The sequence below is a fragment of the Prauserella muralis genome (assembly GCF_003202285.1).
Classification (GTDB): Bacteria; Actinomycetota; Actinomycetes; order Mycobacteriales; family Pseudonocardiaceae; genus Prauserella_B; species Prauserella_B muralis.
Window position 1 is genome coordinate 191,830 of record NZ_MASW01000005.1, and the last position, 22,278, is coordinate 214,107.

Annotated in this window: 18 protein-coding genes; 13 read left to right on the forward strand and 5 right to left on the reverse strand. The window is 73.4% G+C overall.

Going from position 1 to position 22,278, the window contains the following annotated elements; genetic code table 11:
* The first annotated feature begins 229 nt into the window (after nt 1–229).
* From hpnC to hpnH, 7 genes are read left to right on the forward strand one after another with little or no spacing between them, the layout of a single operon-like run.
* Nucleotides 230–1,129 (forward strand): squalene synthase HpnC, encoded by a 900-nt coding sequence (hpnC, locus tag BAY60_RS21595; protein WP_245992740.1) that lies wholly within the window; start codon nt 230–232, stop codon nt 1,127–1,129.
* Nucleotides 1,126–1,983: a phytoene/squalene synthase family protein gene (locus BAY60_RS21600; RefSeq protein ID WP_112282879.1), complete on the forward strand. Its 858-nt coding sequence runs from the start codon at nt 1,126–1,128 to the stop codon at nt 1,981–1,983. The genes hpnC and BAY60_RS21600 overlap by 4 nt, the downstream gene beginning before the upstream one ends.
* Nucleotides 1,980–3,311, forward strand: coding sequence for a hydroxysqualene dehydroxylase HpnE (gene hpnE / locus BAY60_RS21605; protein WP_112282880.1), 1,332 nt, complete (start codon nt 1,980–1,982; stop codon nt 3,309–3,311). The genes BAY60_RS21600 and hpnE overlap by 4 nt, the downstream gene beginning before the upstream one ends.
* Nucleotides 3,308–4,315 (forward strand): polyprenyl synthetase family protein, encoded by a 1,008-nt coding sequence (locus BAY60_RS21610; RefSeq protein WP_112282881.1) that lies wholly within the window; start codon nt 3,308–3,310, stop codon nt 4,313–4,315. The genes hpnE and BAY60_RS21610 overlap by 4 nt, the downstream gene beginning before the upstream one ends.
* Nucleotides 4,312–6,246: a squalene--hopene cyclase gene (gene shc, locus BAY60_RS21615; RefSeq protein ID WP_112282882.1), complete on the forward strand. Its 1,935-nt coding sequence runs from the start codon at nt 4,312–4,314 to the stop codon at nt 6,244–6,246. Before BAY60_RS21610 ends, shc begins: the two co-directional genes overlap by 4 nt.
* A complete protein-coding gene (locus BAY60_RS21620) occupies nt 6,230–7,747 on the forward strand; it encodes a 4-hydroxy-3-methylbut-2-enyl diphosphate reductase (protein WP_112282883.1) in 1,518 nt (505 codons plus the stop codon). The genes shc and BAY60_RS21620 overlap by 17 nt, the downstream gene beginning before the upstream one ends.
* Nucleotides 7,744–8,754: an adenosyl-hopene transferase HpnH gene (gene hpnH, locus BAY60_RS21625; protein WP_112282884.1), complete on the forward strand. Its 1,011-nt coding sequence runs from the start codon at nt 7,744–7,746 to the stop codon at nt 8,752–8,754. The genes BAY60_RS21620 and hpnH overlap by 4 nt, the downstream gene beginning before the upstream one ends.
* 94 nt (nt 8,755–8,848) lie before the next feature.
* Here the strand turns inward: hpnH and BAY60_RS21630 are convergent, their stop codons facing one another.
* From BAY60_RS21630 to BAY60_RS21640, 3 genes are read right to left on the reverse strand one after another with little or no spacing between them, the layout of a single operon-like run.
* Nucleotides 8,849–9,589 (reverse strand): SDR family NAD(P)-dependent oxidoreductase, encoded by a 741-nt coding sequence (locus BAY60_RS21630; RefSeq protein WP_112282885.1) that lies wholly within the window; start codon nt 9,587–9,589, stop codon nt 8,849–8,851.
* Nucleotides 9,586–10,482, reverse strand: coding sequence for a DMT family transporter (locus tag BAY60_RS21635; RefSeq protein WP_112282886.1), 897 nt, complete (start codon nt 10,480–10,482; stop codon nt 9,586–9,588). The genes BAY60_RS21630 and BAY60_RS21635 overlap by 4 nt, the downstream gene beginning before the upstream one ends.
* 12 nt (nt 10,483–10,494) lie before the next feature.
* Nucleotides 10,495–12,864, reverse strand: coding sequence for an MGDG synthase family glycosyltransferase (locus BAY60_RS21640; protein ID WP_170160502.1), 2,370 nt, complete (start codon nt 12,862–12,864; stop codon nt 10,495–10,497).
* Between the two features lie 82 nt (nt 12,865–12,946).
* On the opposite strand from BAY60_RS21640, the gene BAY60_RS21645 reads away from it, so the two are divergent.
* Entirely contained in the window at nt 12,947–14,683 is a 1,737-nt protein-coding gene (locus BAY60_RS21645) for an NAD(P)-binding domain-containing protein (protein ID WP_170160503.1), read from the forward strand.
* A 7-nt stretch (nt 14,684–14,690) separates the two neighbouring features.
* On the opposite strand, the gene BAY60_RS21650 is transcribed toward BAY60_RS21645, so the two are convergent.
* A complete protein-coding gene (locus BAY60_RS21650; protein WP_112282889.1) occupies nt 14,691–15,917 on the reverse strand; it encodes a PucR family transcriptional regulator in 1,227 nt (408 codons plus the stop codon).
* Nucleotides 15,918–16,107: 190 nt separating this feature from the next.
* Between BAY60_RS21650 and BAY60_RS21655 the strand changes: the two genes are divergently transcribed.
* Genes BAY60_RS21655 through BAY60_RS21675 form a run of 5 tightly spaced genes read left to right on the forward strand, consistent with a single transcriptional unit; the run spans nt 16,108 to nt 20,951 of the window.
* Nucleotides 16,108–16,941: an ABC transporter ATP-binding protein gene (locus tag BAY60_RS21655; protein ID WP_112282890.1), complete on the forward strand. Its 834-nt coding sequence runs from the start codon at nt 16,108–16,110 to the stop codon at nt 16,939–16,941.
* Nucleotides 16,934–17,659 carry an ABC transporter ATP-binding protein gene (locus BAY60_RS21660; RefSeq protein ID WP_112282891.1) on the forward strand — a complete coding sequence of 242 codons (726 nt, stop codon included), beginning with the start codon at nt 16,934–16,936 and terminating at the stop codon, nt 17,657–17,659. Before BAY60_RS21655 ends, BAY60_RS21660 begins: the two co-directional genes overlap by 8 nt.
* 24 nt (nt 17,660–17,683) lie before the next feature.
* A complete protein-coding gene (locus BAY60_RS21665) occupies nt 17,684–18,562 on the forward strand; it encodes a branched-chain amino acid ABC transporter permease (protein ID WP_112282892.1) in 879 nt (292 codons plus the stop codon).
* On the forward strand, nt 18,562–19,611 hold the full coding sequence (locus BAY60_RS21670) for a branched-chain amino acid ABC transporter permease (protein WP_112282893.1): 1,050 nt from the start codon (nt 18,562–18,564) through the stop codon (nt 19,609–19,611). Before BAY60_RS21665 ends, BAY60_RS21670 begins: the two co-directional genes overlap by 1 nt.
* Nucleotides 19,608–20,951, forward strand: a complete 1,344-nt coding sequence (locus BAY60_RS21675) for an ABC transporter substrate-binding protein (protein ID WP_112282894.1) — start codon at nt 19,608–19,610, stop codon at nt 20,949–20,951. The genes BAY60_RS21670 and BAY60_RS21675 overlap by 4 nt, the downstream gene beginning before the upstream one ends.
* Before the next feature lie 173 nt (nt 20,952–21,124).
* On the opposite strand, the gene BAY60_RS21680 is transcribed toward BAY60_RS21675, so the two are convergent.
* Nucleotides 21,125–22,270, reverse strand: a complete 1,146-nt coding sequence (locus BAY60_RS21680; protein WP_112283514.1) for a class I tRNA ligase family protein — start codon at nt 22,268–22,270, stop codon at nt 21,125–21,127.
* Between the last annotated feature and the right edge of the window lie 8 nt (nt 22,271–22,278).

Genomic DNA, 22,278 nt, shown 5'->3' on the forward strand with positions numbered 1-22,278 from the left:
CGACGAGGTGTTGCCCCTCGTCGCGACGCTGCCCGACAATGGTGCTTCCCTGGCTTCGGCCGGACTGAACGAGGCGGCCCGCATGTGTGCGTTCGGCGAGTTTCCCACCGCGCGATGGCTGCACGCGCCGCCTGCCGGCGGCCTGGCCTGGACCAAGTGCGGCCCGGCCACCGGCTTTCTCGCGCACCGCTGCCCAGACCGGTACCCCTGCGTCGTGTTGGAGGCGTGATTGAGACCCGCGGAACAGCCGATCCGGGACGGCACGGTCCCCGGGAGCGGCGAGAGGGCAGAACGGCCACCGCCACTGCAGAGGGTCCTCGCCACGGCGCGCGGCGAGAACTTCCCGGTCGCCATGCGGCTGCTCCCGGCGGCGCACCGGCGGCACCTGCTGGCGCTGTACTCCTTCGCCAGGATGGTCGACGACATCGGCGACGAGGCGCCGGGTGACCGGATCCGCCTGCTCGACACCGTCTCCGCCGAACTCGACCGGCTCTACGCGGGCACCGTGCCGCCCGGCCCGCTGTACCGCGAACTGGCCGCCACCATCGCCGCCTGCGGGCTGCCCCGGGAGCCGTTCGAGCGGCTGATCGACGCCAACCGGCAGGACCAGGCGGTGCGCCGCTACCGCACGTTCGACGACCTGCTGGCCTACTGCACCCTCTCGGCCGACCCGGTCGGCAGGCTGGTGCTCGGCGTGTTCGGTGCCGACACGCCCGAGCGGCGCGTGCTGTCGGACCGGATCTGCTCCGCGCTGCAGGTGCTCGAGCACTGCCAGGACGTCGTCGAGGACGCCCGCGCGGGCCGCATCTACCTTCCCCTGGACGACCTCGACCGGTTCGGTGTCGGCGAGGACGACCTGCTCGCGCCCAGGGCGAGCCGCGCCGTGCGCGCGCTCGTGGGCTACGAGGTGCAGCGGGCGGTGCAGCTGCTCGACGAGGGCACCCCGCTGGTCGGCACGCTCACCGGTGTCGCCCGCGTCGCCGTCGCCGGCTACGTCGCGGGCGGCAGGGCCACGGCGGTGGCACTGGCCGACGCCCGGTTCGACGTGCTGGTCGCCACCCCGCGGCCGTCGCGGGCCAGAACCGTCGCGGAGTGGGCCTCGCTGCTCGTCGCCGGGGGTGCGCGGTGAACCCGGCCGAGGCGTACGAGCAGTGTGAGCGCATCACGCGCGAGCAGGCCCGCAACTTCTCCTACGGCATCCGCCTGCTGCCGCCGCCACGCCGCAGGGGGCTGTCGGCCGTGTACGCGTTCGCGCGCAGGATCGACGACATCGGCGACGGCGACCTGACCCGTGAGGCCAAGCTGGAGGCGCTGGAGAACGCGCGCAAGGACCTGCACGGCCTCGACCAGCCGGGAGACGACCCGGTGCTCGTCGGGCTCGCCGACGCCGCCGACCGGTTCTCGCTGCCGCTCGGCGCCTTCGACGAGCTGATCGACGGCTGCCGTGCCGACGTGCTCGGCACGAACTACGAGACGTTCGGCGCCCTGCACCACTACTGCCGGTGCGTCGCCGGGTCGATCGGCAGGCTGTCGCTGGCCGTGTTCGGCAGCGAGGAGCCCGAACGGGACGCGCAGACCGCCGACGACCTCGGCATCGCGCTGCAGCTGACCAACATCCTGCGCGACGTGCTGGAGGACCGCAGGAACGGGCGGATCTACCTGCCCGCCGAGGACCTGCGCTGGTTCGGCTGCACCCTCGAGCTGGACCCCGCGGGCGCGCTCGCCGACGACGAGGAACGGCTGCTGTCGCTGCTGGAGTACCAGGCCGCCCGCGCCGAGGAATGGTACGCGCGGGGCCTGAGGCTGCTGCCCGCGCTCGAGCCGCGCAGCCGGGCCTGCTGTGCGGCGATGGCCGGGATCTACCACCGGCTGCTGCGCCGGATGGCCCTGCGGCCGCGTCTGGTCCTGCGCGGGCGGACGTCGCTGCCCACCTGGGAGAAACTCGCCGTCGCGGCCGGCGCACTCGCCGGAGCCCGGCGATGACCCCGCACGTGGCCGTCATCGGGGGCGGGCTGTCGGGGCTCACGGCCGCGTGCGAGCTGGCCGACGCGGGACTGCGCGTCACCGTGCTGGAGTCGCGCGGCAGGCTCGGCGGCGCCACCTTCTCGTTCCAGCGCGACGGGCTCACCGTGGACAACGGCCAGCACGTGCTGCTGCGCTGCTGCACCGAGTACCAGGCGCTGCTGCGCCGCCTCGGCACCGAGGACGGCGTCGACATCCAGCGCCGGTTCCGGATGCCGATCCTCACAGCCGCCGGGGAGGTCACCGAGCTGGCCCGCACCGGTGGCCCCGCGCCGCTGCACCTGGCCGCGGGCCTCGCGCGGTACGGCGCACTGCCCCCGCTCGACCGGCTGCGCGTGTTCCGCGCCGCCGCGGCGCTGCGCCTGCTCGACCCCGCCGACCCCCGCCTGGACGAGCACAGTTTCGGCGACTGGCTGGCCCGGCACGGGCAGAACGAGGCGACGCTGCGAGCGCTGTGGAACCTCATCTCCGTCGCCGCGCTCAACTGCGAGGCCGGTGAGGCGTCCCTCGCGCTGGCGGCGATGGTGTTCCGCACCGCGTTGCTGGACACCGCCGACGCCGCCGACATCGGCGTGCCCCGGCTGCCGCTGGAGGAGCTGCACGTCCGGCCCGCCGAGAAGTACCTGCTGGCCCGTGACGCCGACGTGCGCACCAACAGCCCGGTCCGCGAGATCGGCCGCGACGGCGAGGCGTTCGACCTGCGGCTCGACGGCGAGCGGCTGCGCGCCGACGCCGTGGTGGTGGCCGTGCCGCCCGAGGCCGCCGCCCGGATCTGCCCCGCCGAGGCGGGGCTGTCGGCCGAGCGGGTCGGCGGGCTGGGCGCCGCGCCGATCGTCAACGTCCACGTGGTGTACGAGCGGCCGGTCACCGACCTGCCGTTCGCCGCCACCGTGGACTCGCCCGTGCAGTGGATCTTCGACCGCACGGACGTTGCCGGGCTCAGTGGTGGCCAGTACCTGGCGATCTCGCTGTCGGCCGCGCACACCTGGCTGCACACGCCGGTGTCCGCGATGCGGGAGGTCTTCCTCGCCGAGCTCGGCCGGCTGCTGCCCCGGGCGGCCACGACACCGCACACCCGGTTCTTCGTCACCCGCGAACGGCGGGCCACGTTCCGGCAACGACCGGGCACCGCGCGGCTGCGGCCCCGCCCGGAGACCCCGGTGCCGGGGCTCGTGCTCGCCGGCTCGTGGACCGCCACCGGGTGGCCCGACACGATGGAGGGAGCCGTGCGAAGCGGACACCGAGCAGCCGAACTCGTCGCCACCGGGATCCGGGGAGGTGCCGCGTGACCGCGACCCTGCCCTCCGAGGTCACCGCCACGCAGGCGCTCGTCCAGCCAGCCCTGCGTGAGGCGGTCGGCGAGCTGCGCCCCGCGATGCGCCGCATCGTCAGCTACCACCTCGGCTGGACCGACGAGCACGGTGAACCCCGCTCCTCGGGCGGCGGCAAGGCACTGCGGCCCGCGCTCGCGCTGCTCGCCGCCCAGGCCGTGCGGGCGGAGCCGGAGGCGGCACTGCCCGGCGCCGTGGCCGTCGAGCTGGTGCACAACTTCTCGCTGCTGCACGACGACGTCATGGACGGCGACACCGAGCGCAGGCACCGGCCGACCGTGTGGCGGCTGTTCGGCACGCCCGCGGCGATCCTGGCGGGCGACGCGCTGCTCACCCTCGCGGTCGACGTGGTGGAGCGCGCGGGCGACCCGGCCGCCACCCGGTGCCTCACCGGGTCGGTGCACCACCTGATCGAGGGGCAGAGCGCCGACGTCGACTTCGAAGGGCGCCTCGACGTCGGACTGCAGGAGTGCCTCGACATGGCCGACGGCAAGACGGGCGCGCTCATGCGTTGCGCCGCGCAGGTCGGCGCCCTGCTGGGCAGGGCGAGCCCGGTGGCCGCGCAGCTGCTCGCCGATTTCGGCGGCAACCTCGGCATGGCCTTCCAGCTGGTCGACGACCTGCTCGGCATCTGGGGCAGCCCCGAGGTCACCGGCAAACCCGTCCTCGCCGATCTTCGCGTGCGTAAGAAGTCGGTTCCCGTGGTAGCCGCCCTTGATTCCCGTACGGCGGACGGGGCGAGGCTGCGGGAGCTGTACGGCCGGACGGATCCGCCCACGGAGGAGGAACTGCACACGATGGCAGAGCTGATCGAGCGATCCGGTGCGCTGGCCTGGACCAGGGACCGGGCGCAGCGGTACGTGGCGCAGGCGCAGACGTGCCTCGACCGGCTGCACCCGCCGCCGCCGATCCACGCCGCGCTGACCGACCTCACCCGCTTCGTCCTCGAGCGTGACCGATGACGACCTCGGCGGAACGAGACCTGGCGCTGACGGAACCGGCGGCGTCCGTGCCGCAGCGGGCGCGCGAGGCCGCCGACCGCGCCCGCGCGTACCTGCTGTCCCTCCAGCACGCGGAGGGCTGGTGGAAGGGCGAGCTCGAGACGAACGTGACGATGGACGCCGAGGACCTCATGCTGCGGCAGTTCCTCGGCATCTCCGACGAGCGGGTGACCGAGGAGTCCGCGCGCTGGATCCGCTCCTGCCAGCGGGCGGACGGCACCTGGGCCAACTTCCACGACGGGCCCGCCGACCTGTCCACCACCGTCGAGGCCTACACGGCCCTGCGGATGGCGGGCGACCCACCGGGCGCCGAGCACCTGCGGCGGGCCAGGGAGTACATCCTCGACCACGGCGGCATCGAGGCGACCCGCGTGTTCACCCGCATCTGGCTGGCGCTGTTCGGCGAGTGGTCGTGGGACCGGCTGCCGGTGCTGCCTCCGGAGCTGGTGCTGCTGCCGGACTGGTTCCCGCTCAACGTCTACGACTGGGCGTGCTGGGCGCGCCAAACGGTCGTGCCGCTGACCGTCGTCGGCTCCGCGCGGCCCCGCCGCCCCCTCGGCGTGAGCGTGCAGGAACTGCGCACCGGCACCCCGGTTCCCGAGCCGGACTCGCTGCTCACCTGGGCCGGTGCGTTCCAGCGGCTGGACTCCGTGCTGCACCGGCTGGAGAAGGTGCCGGTCAAGCCGCTGCGCGGCCTCGCGCTGGCGAAGGCCGAGCGGTGGATCCTCGACCGTCAGGAGGCCGACGGCGGGTGGGGCGGCATCCAGCCGCCGTGGGTCTACTCGATCCTGGCGCTGCACCTGCGCGGGTACGGCACCGATCACCCCGTGATCCGCAAGGCGCTCGACGGGCTCGACGGGTTCACCGTCCGGGAGCGCACCGCCGACGGCTGGGTGCGCAGGCTGGAGGCGTGCCAGTCGCCGGTGTGGGACACCGCGCTGGCCATCACCGCGCTGCTCGACTCGGGCCTTCCCCCCGCAGATCCGGCGCTGGTGCGGGCCGCCGACTGGATGCTGGCCGAGGAGATCCGCACCGAGGGCGACTGGCAGGTGCGCAGGCCACAGCTGCAGCCCTCCGGCTGGGCCTTCGAGTTCGCCAACGACCACTACCCGGACACCGACGACACCGCCGAGGTCGTGCTCGGCCTGCGGCGCGTCGAATACCCGTACCCCGAGCGGATGCGCGAGACGCTGGACAGGGCGACGGCGTGGCTGACCGGCATGCAGTCGCGCGACGGCGGCTGGGGTGCCTTCGACGCCGACAACACCCGGACGCTGTGCGAGAAACTGCCGTTCTGCGACTTCGGGGCCGTGATCGACCCGCCCTCGGCCGACGTCACCGCCCACGTCGTCGAGATGCTCGCCGCGCGCGGGCTCGCGCACACCCGGCCCGCCCGGCGCGGCGTGCGCTGGCTGCTCGACCGGCAGGAGGCCGACGGGTCCTGGTTCGGCCGCTGGGGCGCCAACCACGTCTACGGCACCGGCGCCGTGGTGCCCGCGCTGATCGCCTGCGGCCTGCCCGCCACCCATCGGGCGATCCGCAGGGCCGTCGACTGGCTCGCCCGGCACCAGAACCGCGACGGCGGCTGGGGCGAGGACCTGCGGTCCTACACCGATCCGGCGTGGATCGGCAAGGGCACCTCCACCGCGTCGCAGACGGCGTGGGCGTTGCTCGCGCTGCTGGCCGCGGGCGAGCACGGCACCATGGTGGAGCGGGGCGTCGACTGGCTGGCACGCACGCAGCGGGCCGACGGCGGCTGGGACGAACCACAGTTCACCGGCACCGGCTTCCCCGGGGACTTCTACATCAACTACCACCTGTACCGGCTCGTCTTCCCGCTCACGGCGCTCGGCCGATACGTGGAGGTGACCACACATGAACCGACAGGATGACGGCAGCGAGCTGGTCGTCGTCTCGCCGCTGCTGCTCGAGGCCAGCAGTGTCCGGCGCGGACTCGCGGGAGGCTGTGTGGTGCGGGCGGGGCCGCACGCACGCAGAGCCGCGCGGGTGGAGGCCGCGCTGAGCGAGCATCCCACGGCACCGGTGGCCGTCGCGGGCGTCTCCGGCGCGCTCGTGGACGGCCTGCGGCCAGGGGACCTGGTGGTCGCCAGCGAGGTGCGCTCCGCCCAGGGCACCCATCCCTGCCGGTCGGCGCCGCTGCTCGCGGCGGCGTTGCGACAGTCCGGTTTGACCGTCCACGTCGGACCGATCGTGGAGACCGACCACGTGGTGTGGCAGCCGGAGGGCGCGAGGCTCGCGCGGGACGGGGCGATCGCGGTGGACATGGAGTCGGCGCGGCTGCTCGACATGATCGGCTCCCGGCCCGCCGCCGTGGTGCGGGCCGTCGTGGACACGCCGAGCCGGTCGCTGCTGCACCCGGCGACCGTGCCCGGCGGCATCGCCGCCCTGTCGTCGCTGCGCAGGATCGGGCCCGCGCTGCGCCGGTGGGCCGCGGCCGCGGGTGACCGGCGGGTACTGCTGGCCGGGCCCCGGTCGTTCTGCGCCGGCGTCGAACGGGCCGTGGAGATCGTGGAGCGGCTGCTGGACCGGCACGAGCCGCCCATCTACGTGCGCAAGCAGATCGTGCACAACTCACGCGTGGTCGGCGAGCTGGAGCAGCGGGGCGCGGTCTTCGTCGACGAGCTGGACGAGGTGCCGGAGAACGCCACGGTGGTCTTCTCCGCGCACGGCGTCTCGCCCGCCGTGCGGGAGCAGGCGGAGCGGCGCAGGCTCGACGTGGTCGACGCCACGTGCCCGCTGGTGTCCAAGGTGCACGGCGAGGCCAAACGGTTCGCGCGGGACGGCAACACCGTCTTCCTCATCGGCCACGCCGGGCACGAGGAGGTCGAGGGCACCCTCGGCGAGGCACCGGAGCAGACGGTGCTCGTGGAGCGGCCGGAGGATGTGGCCACGCTCGACGTGCCCGACCCGGACAAGGTGTCCTATCTGATGCAGACCACGCTCGCGCTGGACGAGGCGGAGGGCGTGGCCGACGCGCTGCGGGAGCGCTTTCCCGCGTTGCGCGGGCCCGGTTCCGACGACATCTGCTACGCCACCACGAACCGGCAGGACGCCGTGCGGGTCGTGGCCAGGGAGTCGGATGTCGTGCTGGTGGCCGGGTCGCCGAACTCGTCCAACTCGCGCCGTCTCGTCGAGGTGGCGCAACGCGAGGGCACGCCTGCCCACCTGGTGGACAACGTCGACGAGATCGACCTCGGCTGGCTGGCGGGGGCGCGCACCGTGGGGCTCTCCGCGGGAGCCTCGGCGCCGACCGTGCTGGTCGACGAGATCGTGGACGCCCTGGCGGGCCTGGGCGCCGTCGAGGTGGCCGAGCGCACCACCGCGACCGAAACCGTGAACTTCAGCCTTCCCAAGGAGGTGCGTCATCGATGAACATGCCCGTCCATCAGGCGGTCCGGGTCGCTCGGCACATCGTCACGGAGAAGTTCGTCAAACGGCGGGAGAAGTTCCCGCTCATCATGGAACTCGAGCCGATCCTGGCGTGCAACCTGGCCTGCGGCGGGTGCGGCAAGATCCAGCACCCGGCGAACATCCTGAAACAGCGGATGCCGGTCGAGCAGGCCATCGCGGCGGTGGAGGAGTGCGGCGCGCCGATGGTGTCGATCGCGGGCGGCGAGCCGCTCATGCACCCGCAGATCGACACGATGGTCAACGAGCTGATCAAGCGCAAGAAGTACGTGTTCCTGTGCACCAACGCCGTGCTGCTGCGCAAGAAGATCGACAAGCTCGACCTCAAGCCGTCCAAGTACTTCGCCTTCGCCGTGCACGTCGACGGGCTGCGCGAGCGGCACGATGCCGCGGTGGACAAGGAGGGCGTGTTCGACGAGGCGGTCGAGGCCATCCGCGAGATGAAGCGGCGCGGGTTCCGGGTCACCACGAACACCACCGTGTTCAACACCGACACCCCGCAGACCGTCATCGACGTGCTCGACTACCTCAACGACGACCTCAAGGTCGACGAGATGATGATCTCGCCGGCGTACGCCTACGAGAAGGCGCCCGACCAGCAGCACTTCCTCGGCGTTGAGGAGACGCGCGAGCTGTTCCGGAAGGCCTTCGCGAACGGCAACCGCAAGCGCTGGCGGCTCAACCACTCGCCGCTGTTCCTCGACTTCCTCGAGGGCAAGGTGGACTACGAGTGCACCGCGTGGGGCGTGCCGCTGTACACGCTGTTCGGCTGGCAGAAGCCCTGTTACCTGATGGGCGACGGGCACGCGAAGACCTACAAGGAGCTCATCGAGGACACCGACTGGGAAGCCTACGGCCGGGGCCGCGACCCGCGCTGCGCCAACTGCATGGCGCACTGCGGCTACGAGCCGACGGCGGTGATGGCGACCATGGGCTCGCTCAAGGAGTCCCTGCGCGCCGCGCGCCGCTGACCCGGGCCCCGCGAGTCCTGCATTCAGACCCGCGAGTTCTGCGTTCCGGTGACGCGAACGCAGAACTCGCGGGCTCCAGTGCAGAACTCGCGGGTCAGCCGAAGCGGCGTTGCAGGGCGTCGGTCAGTACCGGGGCGGCGCCGCGCAGCCGCGCGGGAAACCGCAGCCACCGCGGCACGAACACCTCGGCGCGGTTGCGCTCCACGGCGCGCACCAGGGCGCGGGCGACGCGCTCCGGCGGCACGGGACGCGGCGTGCGCCGCTCGTAGGGCACGCCCCTGCGGTCGAAGAACGGCGTGTCGACCACGCCCGGCACCACCACCGACACACCCACCCCGCACCCGGCGACCTCGCCGCGCACGCTCGCGGCGAACGCGGCGAGCCCGGCCTTCGTGGCCGAGTAGACGGCCTCGCCCGCGACGTGCATGTTCCCGGCGATCGACGACACCAGCACCAGGTGCCCTCGGCCGCGCGCCAGCATCCCCGGCAGCACGCCGCGCACCAGCCGGATCGCCCCGAGCAGGTTCACCTGCACCAGGCGCTCCACATCGGACGGTGCCATCCCGGCGACCGGACCGGCCCAGCCGATGCCGGCGTTGCACACGAGCAGGTTCACGGCGCCGGCCTCGGCCAGCACGCGCCCGGCGGCGTCCGGCTCGGCGAGGTCGGCCGCGCACACGCGCGCACCGGTGCGCGCGGCCACGGCGGACAGCGCGGCGGCGTCCCTGCCGACGACGACCACGTCGCACCCGCGCCGGGCCAGCAGCGCGGCCGTCGCCGCCCCGATGCCCGACGAGCCGCCCGTCACCACCGCGGTGGTTCCCGTGCCGATCACTGGGTCTCCTTCCGTTCCTCCGCCTGAGCCGCCTGCGGTGCCCGCTGGCTGAGCAGCGCGATGCCGGCGATGGCGGTCGCGAGCCCGGTCACCTGCCCGGCGATCGGACCGGCCCCGCCGGGCAGCGTCTCCCCGAGCCACAGCGCGCCGACGCCGATGCTGACGAGCGGGTCGAGCGCGACGATCACCGCGAGCGCGGGCGCGAGCGCGACCCCCACGCGGAAGGCGTTCTGGCTCAGCAGGAAACCGGCGACGCCGCACACCACCACGAGGTAGAAGTGCCAGTGGGTCAGCAACGCCACGATGCCGCGTCGCAGGTCGTCCGCGGCGAGCTTGGTCAGGCCCGCCGTGACGCCGTAGAGCACGCCGGTGGCCGTGGCCAGCGCCATGACTCGCGCGCGGCCGGTGAACCGCACGGCCACGGCCAGGCACGCCGCGATCAGCACGGCCAGTCCCGCCGCGAGCGGCAGCACGTCGCCGAGCGACAGGGTGCCGTGACCCGGCTGTGGCCGGGCCACCACGAAGAACACGGCCAGCCCGGCCACGCACAGCGCGGAGCCCGCCAGCACCATCCGGTCGGGCCGTTGCCTGCGCAGTGCGCTGCTGCTGTACACGGCGAACACCAGCGACGTCACCAGCAGCGGCTGCACGAACACCAGGGGAGCGGTGCTCAACGCCAGCCACTGGAACACGATGCCCGCCCCGTTGGCCACGAGCGAGGCCAGCCAGAGCGGCTGCCGCAGCAGCCGGAACACCAGTCCCCACTGGACGGTCCCGCCGCCCTCGATGCGGCGCGCCGCGCGGTGCTGCAACGCGCCGGTGAGCCCGAACGCCGCGGCGGCGAGCAGGGCCGCGGGCAGCGCGACGCCGAGGACGGTGTGCTGACCACTCATCGGCTGCCAGGGTCAGGTGGCCAGGTCGGCGAACACCGCGTCGGTGCGCTTGGCGAGCCGGTCGACGACGGGTGCCAGCGCCGTGGTGCCGGTGTAGACGAGCAGGATCCACTCGCCCCACGTCATCGCGCCCCAGGCCAGCCCCGCCCCCGGCGCGAGCGCGAGCACCGGGTAGGCCTCCGACATCACCGAGCCGTGCCAGCGCACCTCGCGGCGCGGCCCTGGCATCACCGTGCCGATCGCGTTGAACCACGTGCCCCGGTACATGCCCTTGGCGACCGAGGCGTGCAGCCGCGCGGGCAGCCGTCCGCTGAGCCGCACCACCGTGTGCGCCGCCTCGGGCACGCCCGCCTCGGTCCGCTCGCGCATCACCTCGGCGACCCGCCGCGCCCGCTCCCGCACGTCCATCGGCCCCACCGGCAGGTCCATCGACACCGCTCCCGTGTGGTTGCCCGCCGAGCGCAGGCTCTCGGTGCCCCGCACCGACCACGGCACCATGAGCCGGAACCGGGCCGAGGGCTGGCTGCCGAGGACGTCGTGCAACGACTCGGCGAACACGGTCTTGAGCAACTCGGCCGGGGTCACGCCGAGGGCACGGGCGGCCTGCCGCACCTGCCTGCCGGGCAACCGCACCAGCGCGTGGTGGCGGGCGGGGCCGGTGATGGGCCCGTCCAGCGGCGTCGGCGGCGCGCTCCCGGCGCGCGCGAGCCACCACAGGCCCGTGGCGACGCGGCGGGCCTCGGGCCGAAAACCACCGCGCGAGAGCCTCGCCGACGGCCTGGTCGCCCAGGACAGACTCGCGGCGTTGTCGGTGTCGGACAGCAGCGCCTGCAGCACCGTCATCCCGTCGCCGAGTGCGTGGTGCAGCTTCACCAGCAGCGCCCGCCGCCCGCCGGGCAGGCCGGTGACGAGCCTCGCGGCGCCGACACCTCCCTGGCCGGGCAGCGGCGTGGAGAAGAACTCGTCGACGGCGGCGGGCAGGTCGTCGGCGCGCGCCTCGTCGACCAGCGACAGCGGGTCCACCCCCGCGGGGACCCAGCGGGCCCTGCGCAGCAGGCCGCCGCGGCGCAGCCTGCCGTCGATGCCGGGCACCGTGGCGAGCATGCGCGCGGCCTGCTCCCGACTCAGCGGCGGTCCCGGCTCGAACACCAGCGCCGTGCCGACGTACTGCGGCACGGCCGGGGTGTCGGCGTGCAGGAACAGCGCGTCGGGTGCGGGCAGGACCCGCCCGTGGGCCGCGGCCGTCGTGGCGGCGACCGTGCGCAGCCCGTCCTCGAGCCGGTACGCGCCCGCGTGCCGCAGCGCCGCGTCCTCCAGCGCACGCAGCCGCGCGGGCTCGGCCCGGAACGCGCGCAGCGTCGCGGCCAGGTCTCCGGGACGGGCGCACACCCGCGCCAGGCCCGCGTCGGCCATCAGCTCCGCGTTGGTGTGCCCGTGCCCGGCGATGGGCCTGTGCATCAGCACCGCCCGCCCGCAGGCCAGCGCCTCCAGTGCGGTGGCGCCGCCCGCGTTGGTCACCACGACGTCGGCGGCGGTCATCAGGCCCGCCATGTCGTCGACCCAGCCGAGCACGCGCACGCGCGGCTCGCCGGAGAACGTCGCGGCCAGTGCGCGGCGCAGGCGGTCGTTGCGGCCGGCCACCACCACGACGTGGATGCCCGGGTCGCCGTCGAGCAGTTCCCGCACGGTGTCGCCGGAATGGCCGAACGCCAGCGATCCGCAGGACACGGCCGCCAGCAGGCCCTCGGCGGGCAGCCCGAGCCGCGCGCGCGCCGACGTGCGGTCACCGGGCCGGAAGGCACGCGGGACCGGGGGAGCCGACACCGCCACCGGCGCGCCGGGCACGCCTCGCCTCGCCGGGGGCACCGCCACCTCGTGCATCACCAGGTTCAGGTCCAGCCCGTCGTGCACCCACGACGGGTGCGGCGCGAAGTCGGAGATCCACGCGGCCGCGGGCACCGAGAGACCCCGGTGCCTGCGCAGCCACTCCAGCCCGGTGCTGCCCATCGGGTAGGTGGAGACGACCAGGTCGGGCCTGATGCGGTCGAGATGCGTGGCGAGCCTGCGCCCGCTCCACGCGCCGATCACCCGCTTGGCCGCTCGCGCGAACCAGCCGTGATGCCACACCGACGCGTAGAAGAACTCGTACAGCCACGGCAGCCGCTCGACGCTGGTGGTGTAGATCCGGCGGAACGCCGGGCCGGTGCCGGGCCCCATGGCGTCCAGCACGTCGACCCAGTGCACCTCCACGCCGGGCCAGAGCCGCTCCGCCGCCTCCTGCAGGGCCCTGCCGGTGGCGTTGTGCCCCTCGCCCATGTCCGCGGACACGATGAGCAGTCGCCGCGGGGAAGTCGGCTCCGGTGTCGCGGACGTGGTCACCACCGCCAATCGGTACGGCTTTCGGCGTGCGGGCAGCGGGAATCGGGCCCTGCCGGGTGGAGTACCCACCGGGAAGGATTCAATCATGAACGCCGCGGTCGCCGCTGATGTGGACACCCTGATCGTGGGAGCCGGTCCCGCGGGTCTGCAGCTGGGTCACCTGCTCGCGGGGGCCGGCCGCGACTACGTGATCCTGGAGGCGGGTCCACGCGCGGGCGGCTTCTTCGAGCGGTTCCCCCGGCACGGCACCCTGCTCTCGCTCAACAAGCGGCACAACTACTTCGGCGAGCCCGAGTACAACCTCCGCCACGACTGGAACTCGCTGCTGTGCGACGAGCCGGGGCTGCGCTTCGGCGACTTCTCCGCCGAGCTGTATCCGCGCGCCGGCGACCTCGCCACCTACCTGCGCACGTTCGCCGCGCGCACGCGCCTGCGCATTCACTTCGGAACCAGGGTGGTGCGCATCGGCAGGGCCGCCAGCGGCTTCCGCGTCACCACCGCCGCGGGCCGCGACTACTCCTGCCGCCGGGTGGTGCTGGCCACCGGCGCGGTCGCGCCGTGGGTGCCCGCCGAGATCGACGGTATCAAGTGGGCCGCGGGCTACGAGGACCACCCGCTGGATCCGGCCGGCTACCGGGGCGCCCGGGTGGCGATCCTCGGCGCGGGCAACTCCGCGTTCGAGGTCGCCAACCACCTCGCCGGGCACGCCGCGCTGATCCACCTGATGACCCGGCGGCCCGTGCGGCACGCCTGGAACACCCATTTCCCCGGCGACCTGCGGGCGATCAACAACACGATCCTCGACATGTACCAGCTGAAGTCGCTGCACGCGACCGTCGGCTTCCGGCCCGTCTCCATCACGCCCAAGCCGGGTGGCGGGTTCACGGTCGTGGCCGAGGAGGACTATCCACACTGGACGACCCCGGGCACGGGCCGGGTCACGCTGACCTACGACCACGTCATCCGCTGCACCGGCTGGCGCTACGTGGACCCGGACCTGTTCGAACCGGACTGCCTGCCACGCCTGAAGGGCCACGGCAAGTTCGCCGAGCTCGACGGTCACTGGCAGACGAGCGTGCCGGGCCTGTTCGTGATCGGCACCGCGATGCAGGCCCGCGACCGCACGGCCGCGTCCAGCTTCATCCACGGCTTCCGCTACAACATCCGCACCCTGTTCCGGCTGCTGGAGGAACGCGACCACGGCGTGCCGCTGCCGGGGCGATCGTTCGGTCTGGGCACCGAGGCGGAGCTGGACCGGCTGGCGGCGTGGCTGATCACGAGGGTGAGCACCACCTCGGCGCTCTACCAGCAGTTCGGGCTGCTCGGCGACGCGCTGCTGTTCCGCGACGGCCGCGTGCGGGTCCTGGAGGAACTGCCGGTGGAGCTCGCGCTGGGCAGGCGCGAGGCCGCCGCGTGCGCCGACGTGCTGCTGGTGACGCTGGAGTACGGTTTCGGCAACTACGATCCGGCGCTGGACACGCTGGAGTTCGTCCACCCCGCCGATCCGGCACGGCCGGAGTGCAGCGCGTACCTGCATCCGGTACTGCGCTGGTACCACGAAGGCACACTGGCCGAACGCCTCGACCTCACCGAGTCGCTCGTGGTGCGCTACGACGTCTACGACTACGAGGAGAACTTCCCGCGCGCCCACCACAACCGGGTGGCGAATCTGCTCAACCGGATCAGCCGGAGCACCACCCGGGTCCTGCCGGAGCGGCAGTACAGCCCGGGCACCGAGACCACGGCGTTCCGGCCCTGGCCCGCCCCCGCCCGCGACGGCGGGCGTCCCGCGCCGCGGGCCCGCTGTCACTACGCGAACTGAGCGTGTTTCAGGACGGGATCCGCTGCCTGCGTGCCATCAGCCCCAGCGTGAGCAGCAGCCGGTCGCGCGGCTCGCCGACCTTGCGCCCGGTGACCGACTCGATCCGCTGCAGCCGGTAGATCACCGTGTTGCGGTGACAGTAGAGGCGCTGCGCGGCGTGCGTGGGAGAGCCGCCGCAGTCCAGCAGGGCCTCCAGCGTGGCGAACATCGACTCGCGCTCCGGCTCCGGCAGCCCCAGCAGCTCACCGAACGCCACCTGTTGCAGACGTGGCACCAGATGCGGGCTGCCGACGAGCAGCGCCTCGGGCAGCCGCTCGTCCAGCAACGCCACGCCGGGCTCGGGCAGCGACCGCGCCGCGGTCTGGGCGAGCACGTAGGCATCGCCGACGTCGGCGAGCCGGTACACCACCGGCGAGGCCCCCACACGCCCGAAGGCCGCGGGCCGCAGCGCGTCCAGCACCACCGACGGCGCCGCGTCACCGAGCGTGACCAGCCCCACGACGTCGGAGGGCCGCACGTGCCACACGGACACGATGCCGTGGGCCGCCAGCACGTCGCGCGGCGCGCGCAGCGGCTCGTCGCCCGGCGACTCCACCGGCGCGGCCACGCACAGCATCGGCCCGCTCGTGGGTAGGCCCAGCGCCGTGGCGGCCTCCTCGGCGAACTCCGGGTCGCTGCCGCGGCCCTCCAGCAGGGCGGTGAGGAAGGCGTGCCGCCTGCTCAGCTCCTGGCTGCGCAGCCGCGCCTCCTCCAGCCGGTAGGCGTCGACCAGCGCCGCCGAGCTGGAGTCGATCACGCGCCACACGTACCCGGCCGCGTCCAGCAGCGCGTGGTCGTAGTAGCCGCCGAAGCGTTCCCGTGACGTGGCCAGCAGGCCCTCCCAGATGACCCGCCCGCCGAGCCGGTAGGCGCGCAGTACCGCCTCCAGCGGCACCTTCTGCCGGGCCCGGACACGTCCCGTCTCGATCGAGGTGTCCTGCGGGTCGTCGCCCTCGGGCACCACGTCGCCCAGCGACTGCAGGCCGCGCTGGATGTTGCCGCGCAGGTTGTCGCGCAGCTCGTCCGGGTTCGCCATCCCCAGTTGCGCGTAGGCGGGCTCCCGCTGCAGCACCATGATCGTCAGCCGGTCCGCGAGGCTCTCCAGGTTGTCGATCAGCACCCGGCTGAGCGTGTGCAGCGCCTCCCTGGCCGGTCCCGGGCAGTCCGACTCCGGTCCCACCGCCGACAGTCTCATCCGCCGACCATGGCACGGATCGCGACGCGGAGTCCAGTGAATCCGGGCGCTGCGCCCACAAATCGGCGCGATCTTTGGGCGCGACGCCTATGGCCGGGTTTGGGCGGGGCGCATCAAGCTAGGGGCCTTCGGGGAAGACACGGCAAACCCCGGCGAGCCAACGAAAACCCAACGGCGGGAGGACGTGGTTGTGACGGTGCCGGACACATCGCAGACCCGGCTCGCGGAGTCCCGCTCCGGCGCCGCGCCACTGTTCTCGGCCACCGGGGTCACCGTACGCTTCGGTGGGCTCACCGCACTGGACGACGTCACGCTCGACGTGCTGCCGGGCGAGGTGCACGGCGTCATCGGGCCCAACGGGGCGGGCAAGACCACCCTGTTCAACGTCTGCTGTGGCTTCGTCCGCCCCGGCGCGGGCACCCTGACCTGGCGTGGGCAGCGGCTCACCGGGCTGCGCCCGCACCAGCTCGCCGGGATGGGCATCGCCAGGACGTTGCAGGGCCTTGGTCTGTTCGGCGGGCTCACGGTGCTGGAGAACGTGCTGACCGGTGCGGACCGGTTCCGCCGCACCGGGTTCGGCTCGGCGCTGCTGGCGCTGCCCCGCGCCCGCGCCGACGAACGCGCGCTGACCGAGCGGGCGCTGGCCGCCCTCACCGAGGCCGGGGTGGCCGAGTACGCGGGCCGCTATCCCGGCAGCCTGCCCTACCCGGTGCGCAAGCGGGTCGCGTTCGCCCGTGCGCTCGCCGCCGACCCGGAACTGCTGTTGCTGGACGAGCCCGCCAGCGGGCTCGGGGCCGCGGAGCTGACCGAACTCGGCGAGCTGGTGCGGGCACTGGCCGGGCGCATGTCGGTGATCCTCGTCGACCACCACATGGACCTCGTGATGACGGTGTGCGACCGGATCACGGTGCTCGACTTCGGCCGGGTGGTGGCCCAGGGCCCGCCCGCGCAGGTGCGCGACGACCCCGCCGTGATCGACGCCTACCTCGGCGAGGAAGCGAGCAGGGGAGGCGACCATGGCTGAGGCCGAGCTCGAGGTGCGCGCGCTGACCGCGCGCTACGGGGCGGTGACCGCGCTCGACACGGTGAGCCTGCGGGCGCGGCCCGGCGAGATCACGGCGGTGCTCGGCGCCAACGGCGCGGGCAAGACCACCCTGCTGCGGGCCGTGTCCGGGCTGGTGCGCGGCAGCGACGGCAGCGTGCTGCTCGGCGGGCGGGAGCTGGCCGGCGCGCCGGCGGAGCGCATCGCCCGCGCCGGCGTGGCACACGTGCCGGAGGGCCGCGGGGTGATCACCGAGCTGACCGTCGAGGAGAACCTGCGGCTGGGTGAGCTGCTGGGCACGACCCGGCGCAAGCGGCGGCGGGTACACCGGCTGGACGGGGTGTACGAGATGTTCCCCGCGCTGGGGCAGCGCCGCCGCCGCGAGGCCAACTCGCTGTCCGGCGGCGAGCGGCAGATGCTCGTGATCGGCAGGGCGTTGCTGTCGGAGCCGGAGGTGCTGCTGCTCGACGAGCCGTCGCTGGGGCTGGCGCCGCGTGTGGTGGCACAGATCTTCACGCTGATCCGCGAGCTGGTCGACCGCGAGGGCCTGACCGTGCTGCTCGTGGAGCAGAACGCGCGCAGCGCCCTGTCCATCGCCGACACCGGGTTCGTGCTCAACCTCGGCCGGGTCGTCGCGAACGACAGCGCGGCCGCCCTCGCGGCCGACGCCGAGCTGCGGCACTCCTACCTCGGGTTCTGACCGGTCTGGAGGACGTCACCGACGATGCAACAGTTCCTCAACGTCACGCTGGGCGGGCTGGCGCAGGGCGCCATCTACGCGGCGTTCGCGCTCGCGCTGGTGCTGATCTGGCGCGCCACGCGGATCATCAACTTCGCCCAGGGCGCGATGGCCATGTTCACCACGTACCTGGCGCTGGTGCTGATCGAGAGCGGGCAGTCCTACTGGACCGGCTTCGCGGTGGCGCTCGCGGGCGGGCTGGTGCTGGGCGCCCTCGTCGAACGGGTCGTGATGCGCCCCGTGGAGGGCGGTCCCGAGCTCAACGCCGTGATCGTCACGCTCGGCCTGTTCGTGGCACTGCAGGCGCTCGCCGCGATCCTGTTCGGGGCCACGTTCCAGTCGTTTCCCGCGCCGTTCGGGCTGCGCGGCTTCACCGTCGGCGGCACCACGATCGCGTTCACGCCGTTCAGCGTGTTCGTCATCGGCTCGGTCGTGGTGGTGATGCTCGGGCTCGTGGCGCTGTTCCGGTTCACCGACCTCGGGCTGCGGATGCGCGCGTCGGCGTTCAGCCAGGAGGTGGCGCGGCTGCTGGGCGTGCGGGTGGGCCGCATGCTCACGCTCGGCTGGGCGTTCGCCGCCGTGGTCGGTTCCCTGGCCGGGCTGCTCATCGCGGGCGGCAACCTGGTGCACCCGGCCTACATGGACGCGGTGATCGTCTACGGCTTCGTGGCGGCGGTGCTCGGGGGGCTGGAGAGCCCGGCGGGTGCCGTCGCGGGCGGGCTCATCATCGGTCTCGCACTGTCCTATGTGAGCGGTTACCTCGGCAGCGAGCTGGTGACGCTGGCCGCGCTGGCGATCCTGGTGGCGGTGCTGCTGGTGCGGCCCCACGGGCTGTTCAGCCGGGTCGCGGAGAGGCGGGTGTGATGCGCGCGCTGGTGCACAGGGTGCTGCCCTCGTCGGTGCTGCTGCGGCACGTGCTGGCCGTCCTGGCCGCGCTCGTGGTCGTCGTGCTCGTGCTGGAGACGACGAGCCAGTTCCGCAACTCGCAGTTCGCCACGATGTCCTACTACGCCATCGCCGCCGTGGGGCTGACCGTCCTCACCGGACTCAACGGGCAGATCTCGTTGGGCCACGGCGCGCTCATGGCCGTCGGCGCCTACACCACGGCGCTGCTGCTCGCCGACGGCGCGGTGCCGTTCCCGCTGGCGATGCTCGCGGCCACGGCCGTCACCGCGCTCGTCGGGGTGGTGGTCGGCGCGGCGGCCGCCCGCCTGCACGGCCCCTACCTGGCCGGGGCCACGCTGGCGCTGGCGGTGGGCGTGCCGGGGCTGGCCATCTACTTCGACGGGCTGCTCGGCGGCGAGCAGGGGCTGCGGGTCAGCTCGCCGCGGCCGCCGGACTGGCTCGACGACGCGCTGTACTTCCTCACCGCCAACGACCTCACCGGCGCCAAGTACCTCGCGTATCTCGGGTGGGGCACCTTGCTGCTCGTGCTGCTGTTGCTGGCCAATCTCATGGCGGGCCGCTACGGCCGTGTGTGGCGCGCGGTCCGCGACGACGAGGTCGCCGCCGAGCTGGCCGGGCTGCGGCTGGGCAGGCTGCGGGTGCTGGCGTTCGTGGTGAGCGCGGCGTGCGCCGGGCTGGCCGGGTCGGTGCTGGCGATGGTGGTGCGGCTGGCGGCGCCGAGCGGGTTCACGATCGTGCTGTCGCTGTCGTTGCTGACGGCCGTGGTGGTCGGCGGGCTGGGCAGCCTCACCGGGGCGCTGCTGGGCAGCGCGCTGCTGGTCTTCCTGCCGCCCGCGGTGACCAATGTGGGCACCAGCGCCGGGCTGACCGGGGTGCAGGCGGCGCAGCTGGCCCCGTTCGTCTACGGCGTGGTGCTGGTGGTGGTGATGCTGGTCGCGCCCGGCGGGGTCATGGGCCTGGTGCGGAGCTGGAGACGTCGGGGACTTCGACAAGGAGGAAGCAGATGAGCAGGCCGGCAAGACATCGGGGTCTGGTGGCCGGGGCACTGGTGGCGATCGCCGCACTGGTGGTCTCGTCCTGTGGCGCGGGAGGGCGTCCCGAGGACGGTGAGGGCGGTGGCGGCGGTGGCGCGTCGGACGTGGGCGTCACGGCCGACACGGTGAAGGTGGGCGCCCACTTCCCGCTGACCGGCGTGGCCGCGCCCGGCTACAGCGAGATTCCCACGGGCGCGAAGGCCTATTTCGAGTACGTCAACGCCAACGGGGGCGTGCACGGCCGCACGATCGAGTACGTCTTCCGCGACGACGCCTACAACCCCACCAACACCAGCCAGGTGACCAACGAGCTGGTGTTGCAGGACGAGATCTTCGCGATGGTCGGGGGCCTCGGCACGCCCACGCACAGTGCGGTGCTGGACTTCCTCAACGGCGAGGGCGTTCCCGACCTGTTCGTGTCGTCGGGCTCGCTGCTGTGGGACCAGCCGGAGCAGAACCCGATGACGTTCGGCTGGCAGCCCGACTACGAGGTCGAGGGCAAGATCATCGGCCAGTACGTCAAGCAGAACATGCCGGACGCGAAGGTGGGCCTGTTCCTGCAGGACGACGACTTCGGCGAGGACGGGGAGAAGGGCGCGCGGGCCTACATCGACGACCAGATCGTGGCCGCCGAGCGGTACGCCCCCGGCAACACCGACATCGGCCCGCAGATCGCCGCGCTGCAGGCGGCGGGCGCCGAGGTGATCATCGGGTTCAACGTGCCGTCGTACACGGCGCTGAGCCAGCTGACCGCGCTGCGGCTCAACTACAAGCCACAGTGGATCTACAGCAACGTCGGCTCCGACCCGGCGCTCGTCGGGGCGCTGCTGAGCCGGTTCTCCGAGGGCAAGGTCACCGACGCGAGCCTGATCGACGGCGCCATCACCACCGAGTACCTGCCCGGTGTGGAGGAGTCGGACGACCCGTGGACGCGGCTGTGGCAGAAGGTGTGGGACGCCCACGGCGGCGAGGGCAAGCTCACCAACTACCGCATCTACGGGATGTCGCAGGCGTACACCTTCGTGCAGGCGTTGCAGGCGGCGGGCCCGGAGCCGACGCGCGAGGGCATCGTGGAGGCGCTGGAGCGCGTCGGCGGTGAGCTGCGTGGCCCGGCGTTCGTGCCGTACCGCTACTCGGCCGACTCGCACGCCGGGCTCTCCGGGGTGAAGGTGGTGCGCATCTCCGGTGACGGCACCAAGGACCTCGGCCCGGTGCAGGTGACCGACAACGGCGACGCCGACATCACCGAGCACACCGAGAAGCACGCGCCCCCGCCGCCGGACGGGATCCCGGACGTGCAACCGGTGGGCTGACCCGCGAGTCCTGCGTTGGTGCCCGCGAGTCCTGCGCTGGTGCCCGCGAGTTCTGCGTTGGACGATGTGCGTCGCGGACCAGGTCTGCGCCGCGGCGGGGACTGGCGGGCCTGGACGCAGGACTCGCGGGCCTGGGTGCAGGACTCGCGGGCGTGGGTGCAGGACTCGCGGGGTCAGCTCAGGCCGAGGGCGGCGGTCAGCAGGCGGGCGGCGCTGCCGCCCGCCTCGATCGCGGTGTCCAGCGCGGCCGGCACGTTGAGGTCGTCGGCGAGCAGTGCGCGCAGGCGCTCGATCTCGGCCTCGCTCGCCTGCACGGGCCTGCCCGCCGCGCGGTGCAACTGCTCCAGCCGCGTGGCGGCGGAGTCGAGCACCGCGGGGGAGTAGTCCCAGCTCTGGCCCCATGCCCTGTCGGTGATCGCCAGGCGCAGCACCGGCGCGGGGTGCGTGGCGAGCAGCTGTTCCACCAGCACGAGGTTGCCCGCCGACTTCGCCATCTTGACGCCGTCGGCGGTCACCGTGCCCACGTGCAGCCACGCCCGCGCGTACGGGGCCGTGCCGGTGACGGCCTCCGCCATGGCCGAGTGGTACGCGTGGTGCGGAAAGCGCAGGTCGGCGCCGCCGGCGTGCACGTCCACGCCGACACCGAACACCGACATCGACATCGCCACGCACTCGGCGTGCCAGCCTGGCCGCCCCGGCCCCCACGGCGAGTCCCACGCCGGGTAGCCCGGCTCGGCGGCCTGCCACACGGCCACGTCGAGCGGATCGTCCTTGGCCTGCTCGTCCGGCCGCCCTCCGTACTCGGCGGCCAGCAGCAGCGCCTCCTCCCGCGTCACGCCCGCGCGCTCGGCCACGCCGGAGCCGCGGAAGTACACGCTGCCGCCCCGCACGTACGCCGCGCCGCTGTCCACCAGGGCCGCCGCGAGCCGGATGACCGGCTCGATGTAGCTGTGCGCCCTCGGCTCGAAGTCGGGTGAGCGCACGCCGAGCGCGGCCATGTCGCCCTCGAACCGGAACTGCTGGAATGCCGCGACGTGGTCGTAGGGCGATCCGGCGGCCCTGGCGGCCTCCACGAGCACGTCGTCGACGTCGGTGACGTTGCGGCACAGGATCGGCTCGACGCCGAGCGCGCGCAGTGCCCGCGTGAGGGTGTCGACCCAGACGAACGTGGCGGCGTGACCGAGATGCGTCACGTCGTACGGGGTGATGCCGCAGGCGTAGATCCGCGCGCGGTCGAGCAGGGGGATCCGCCTGCCGCCCAGCGTCACCGCGGTGGCCCCGGCCGCGGGGCGCTTCCTCGTCATGGTCTCGAACGTCATGCCGCCAC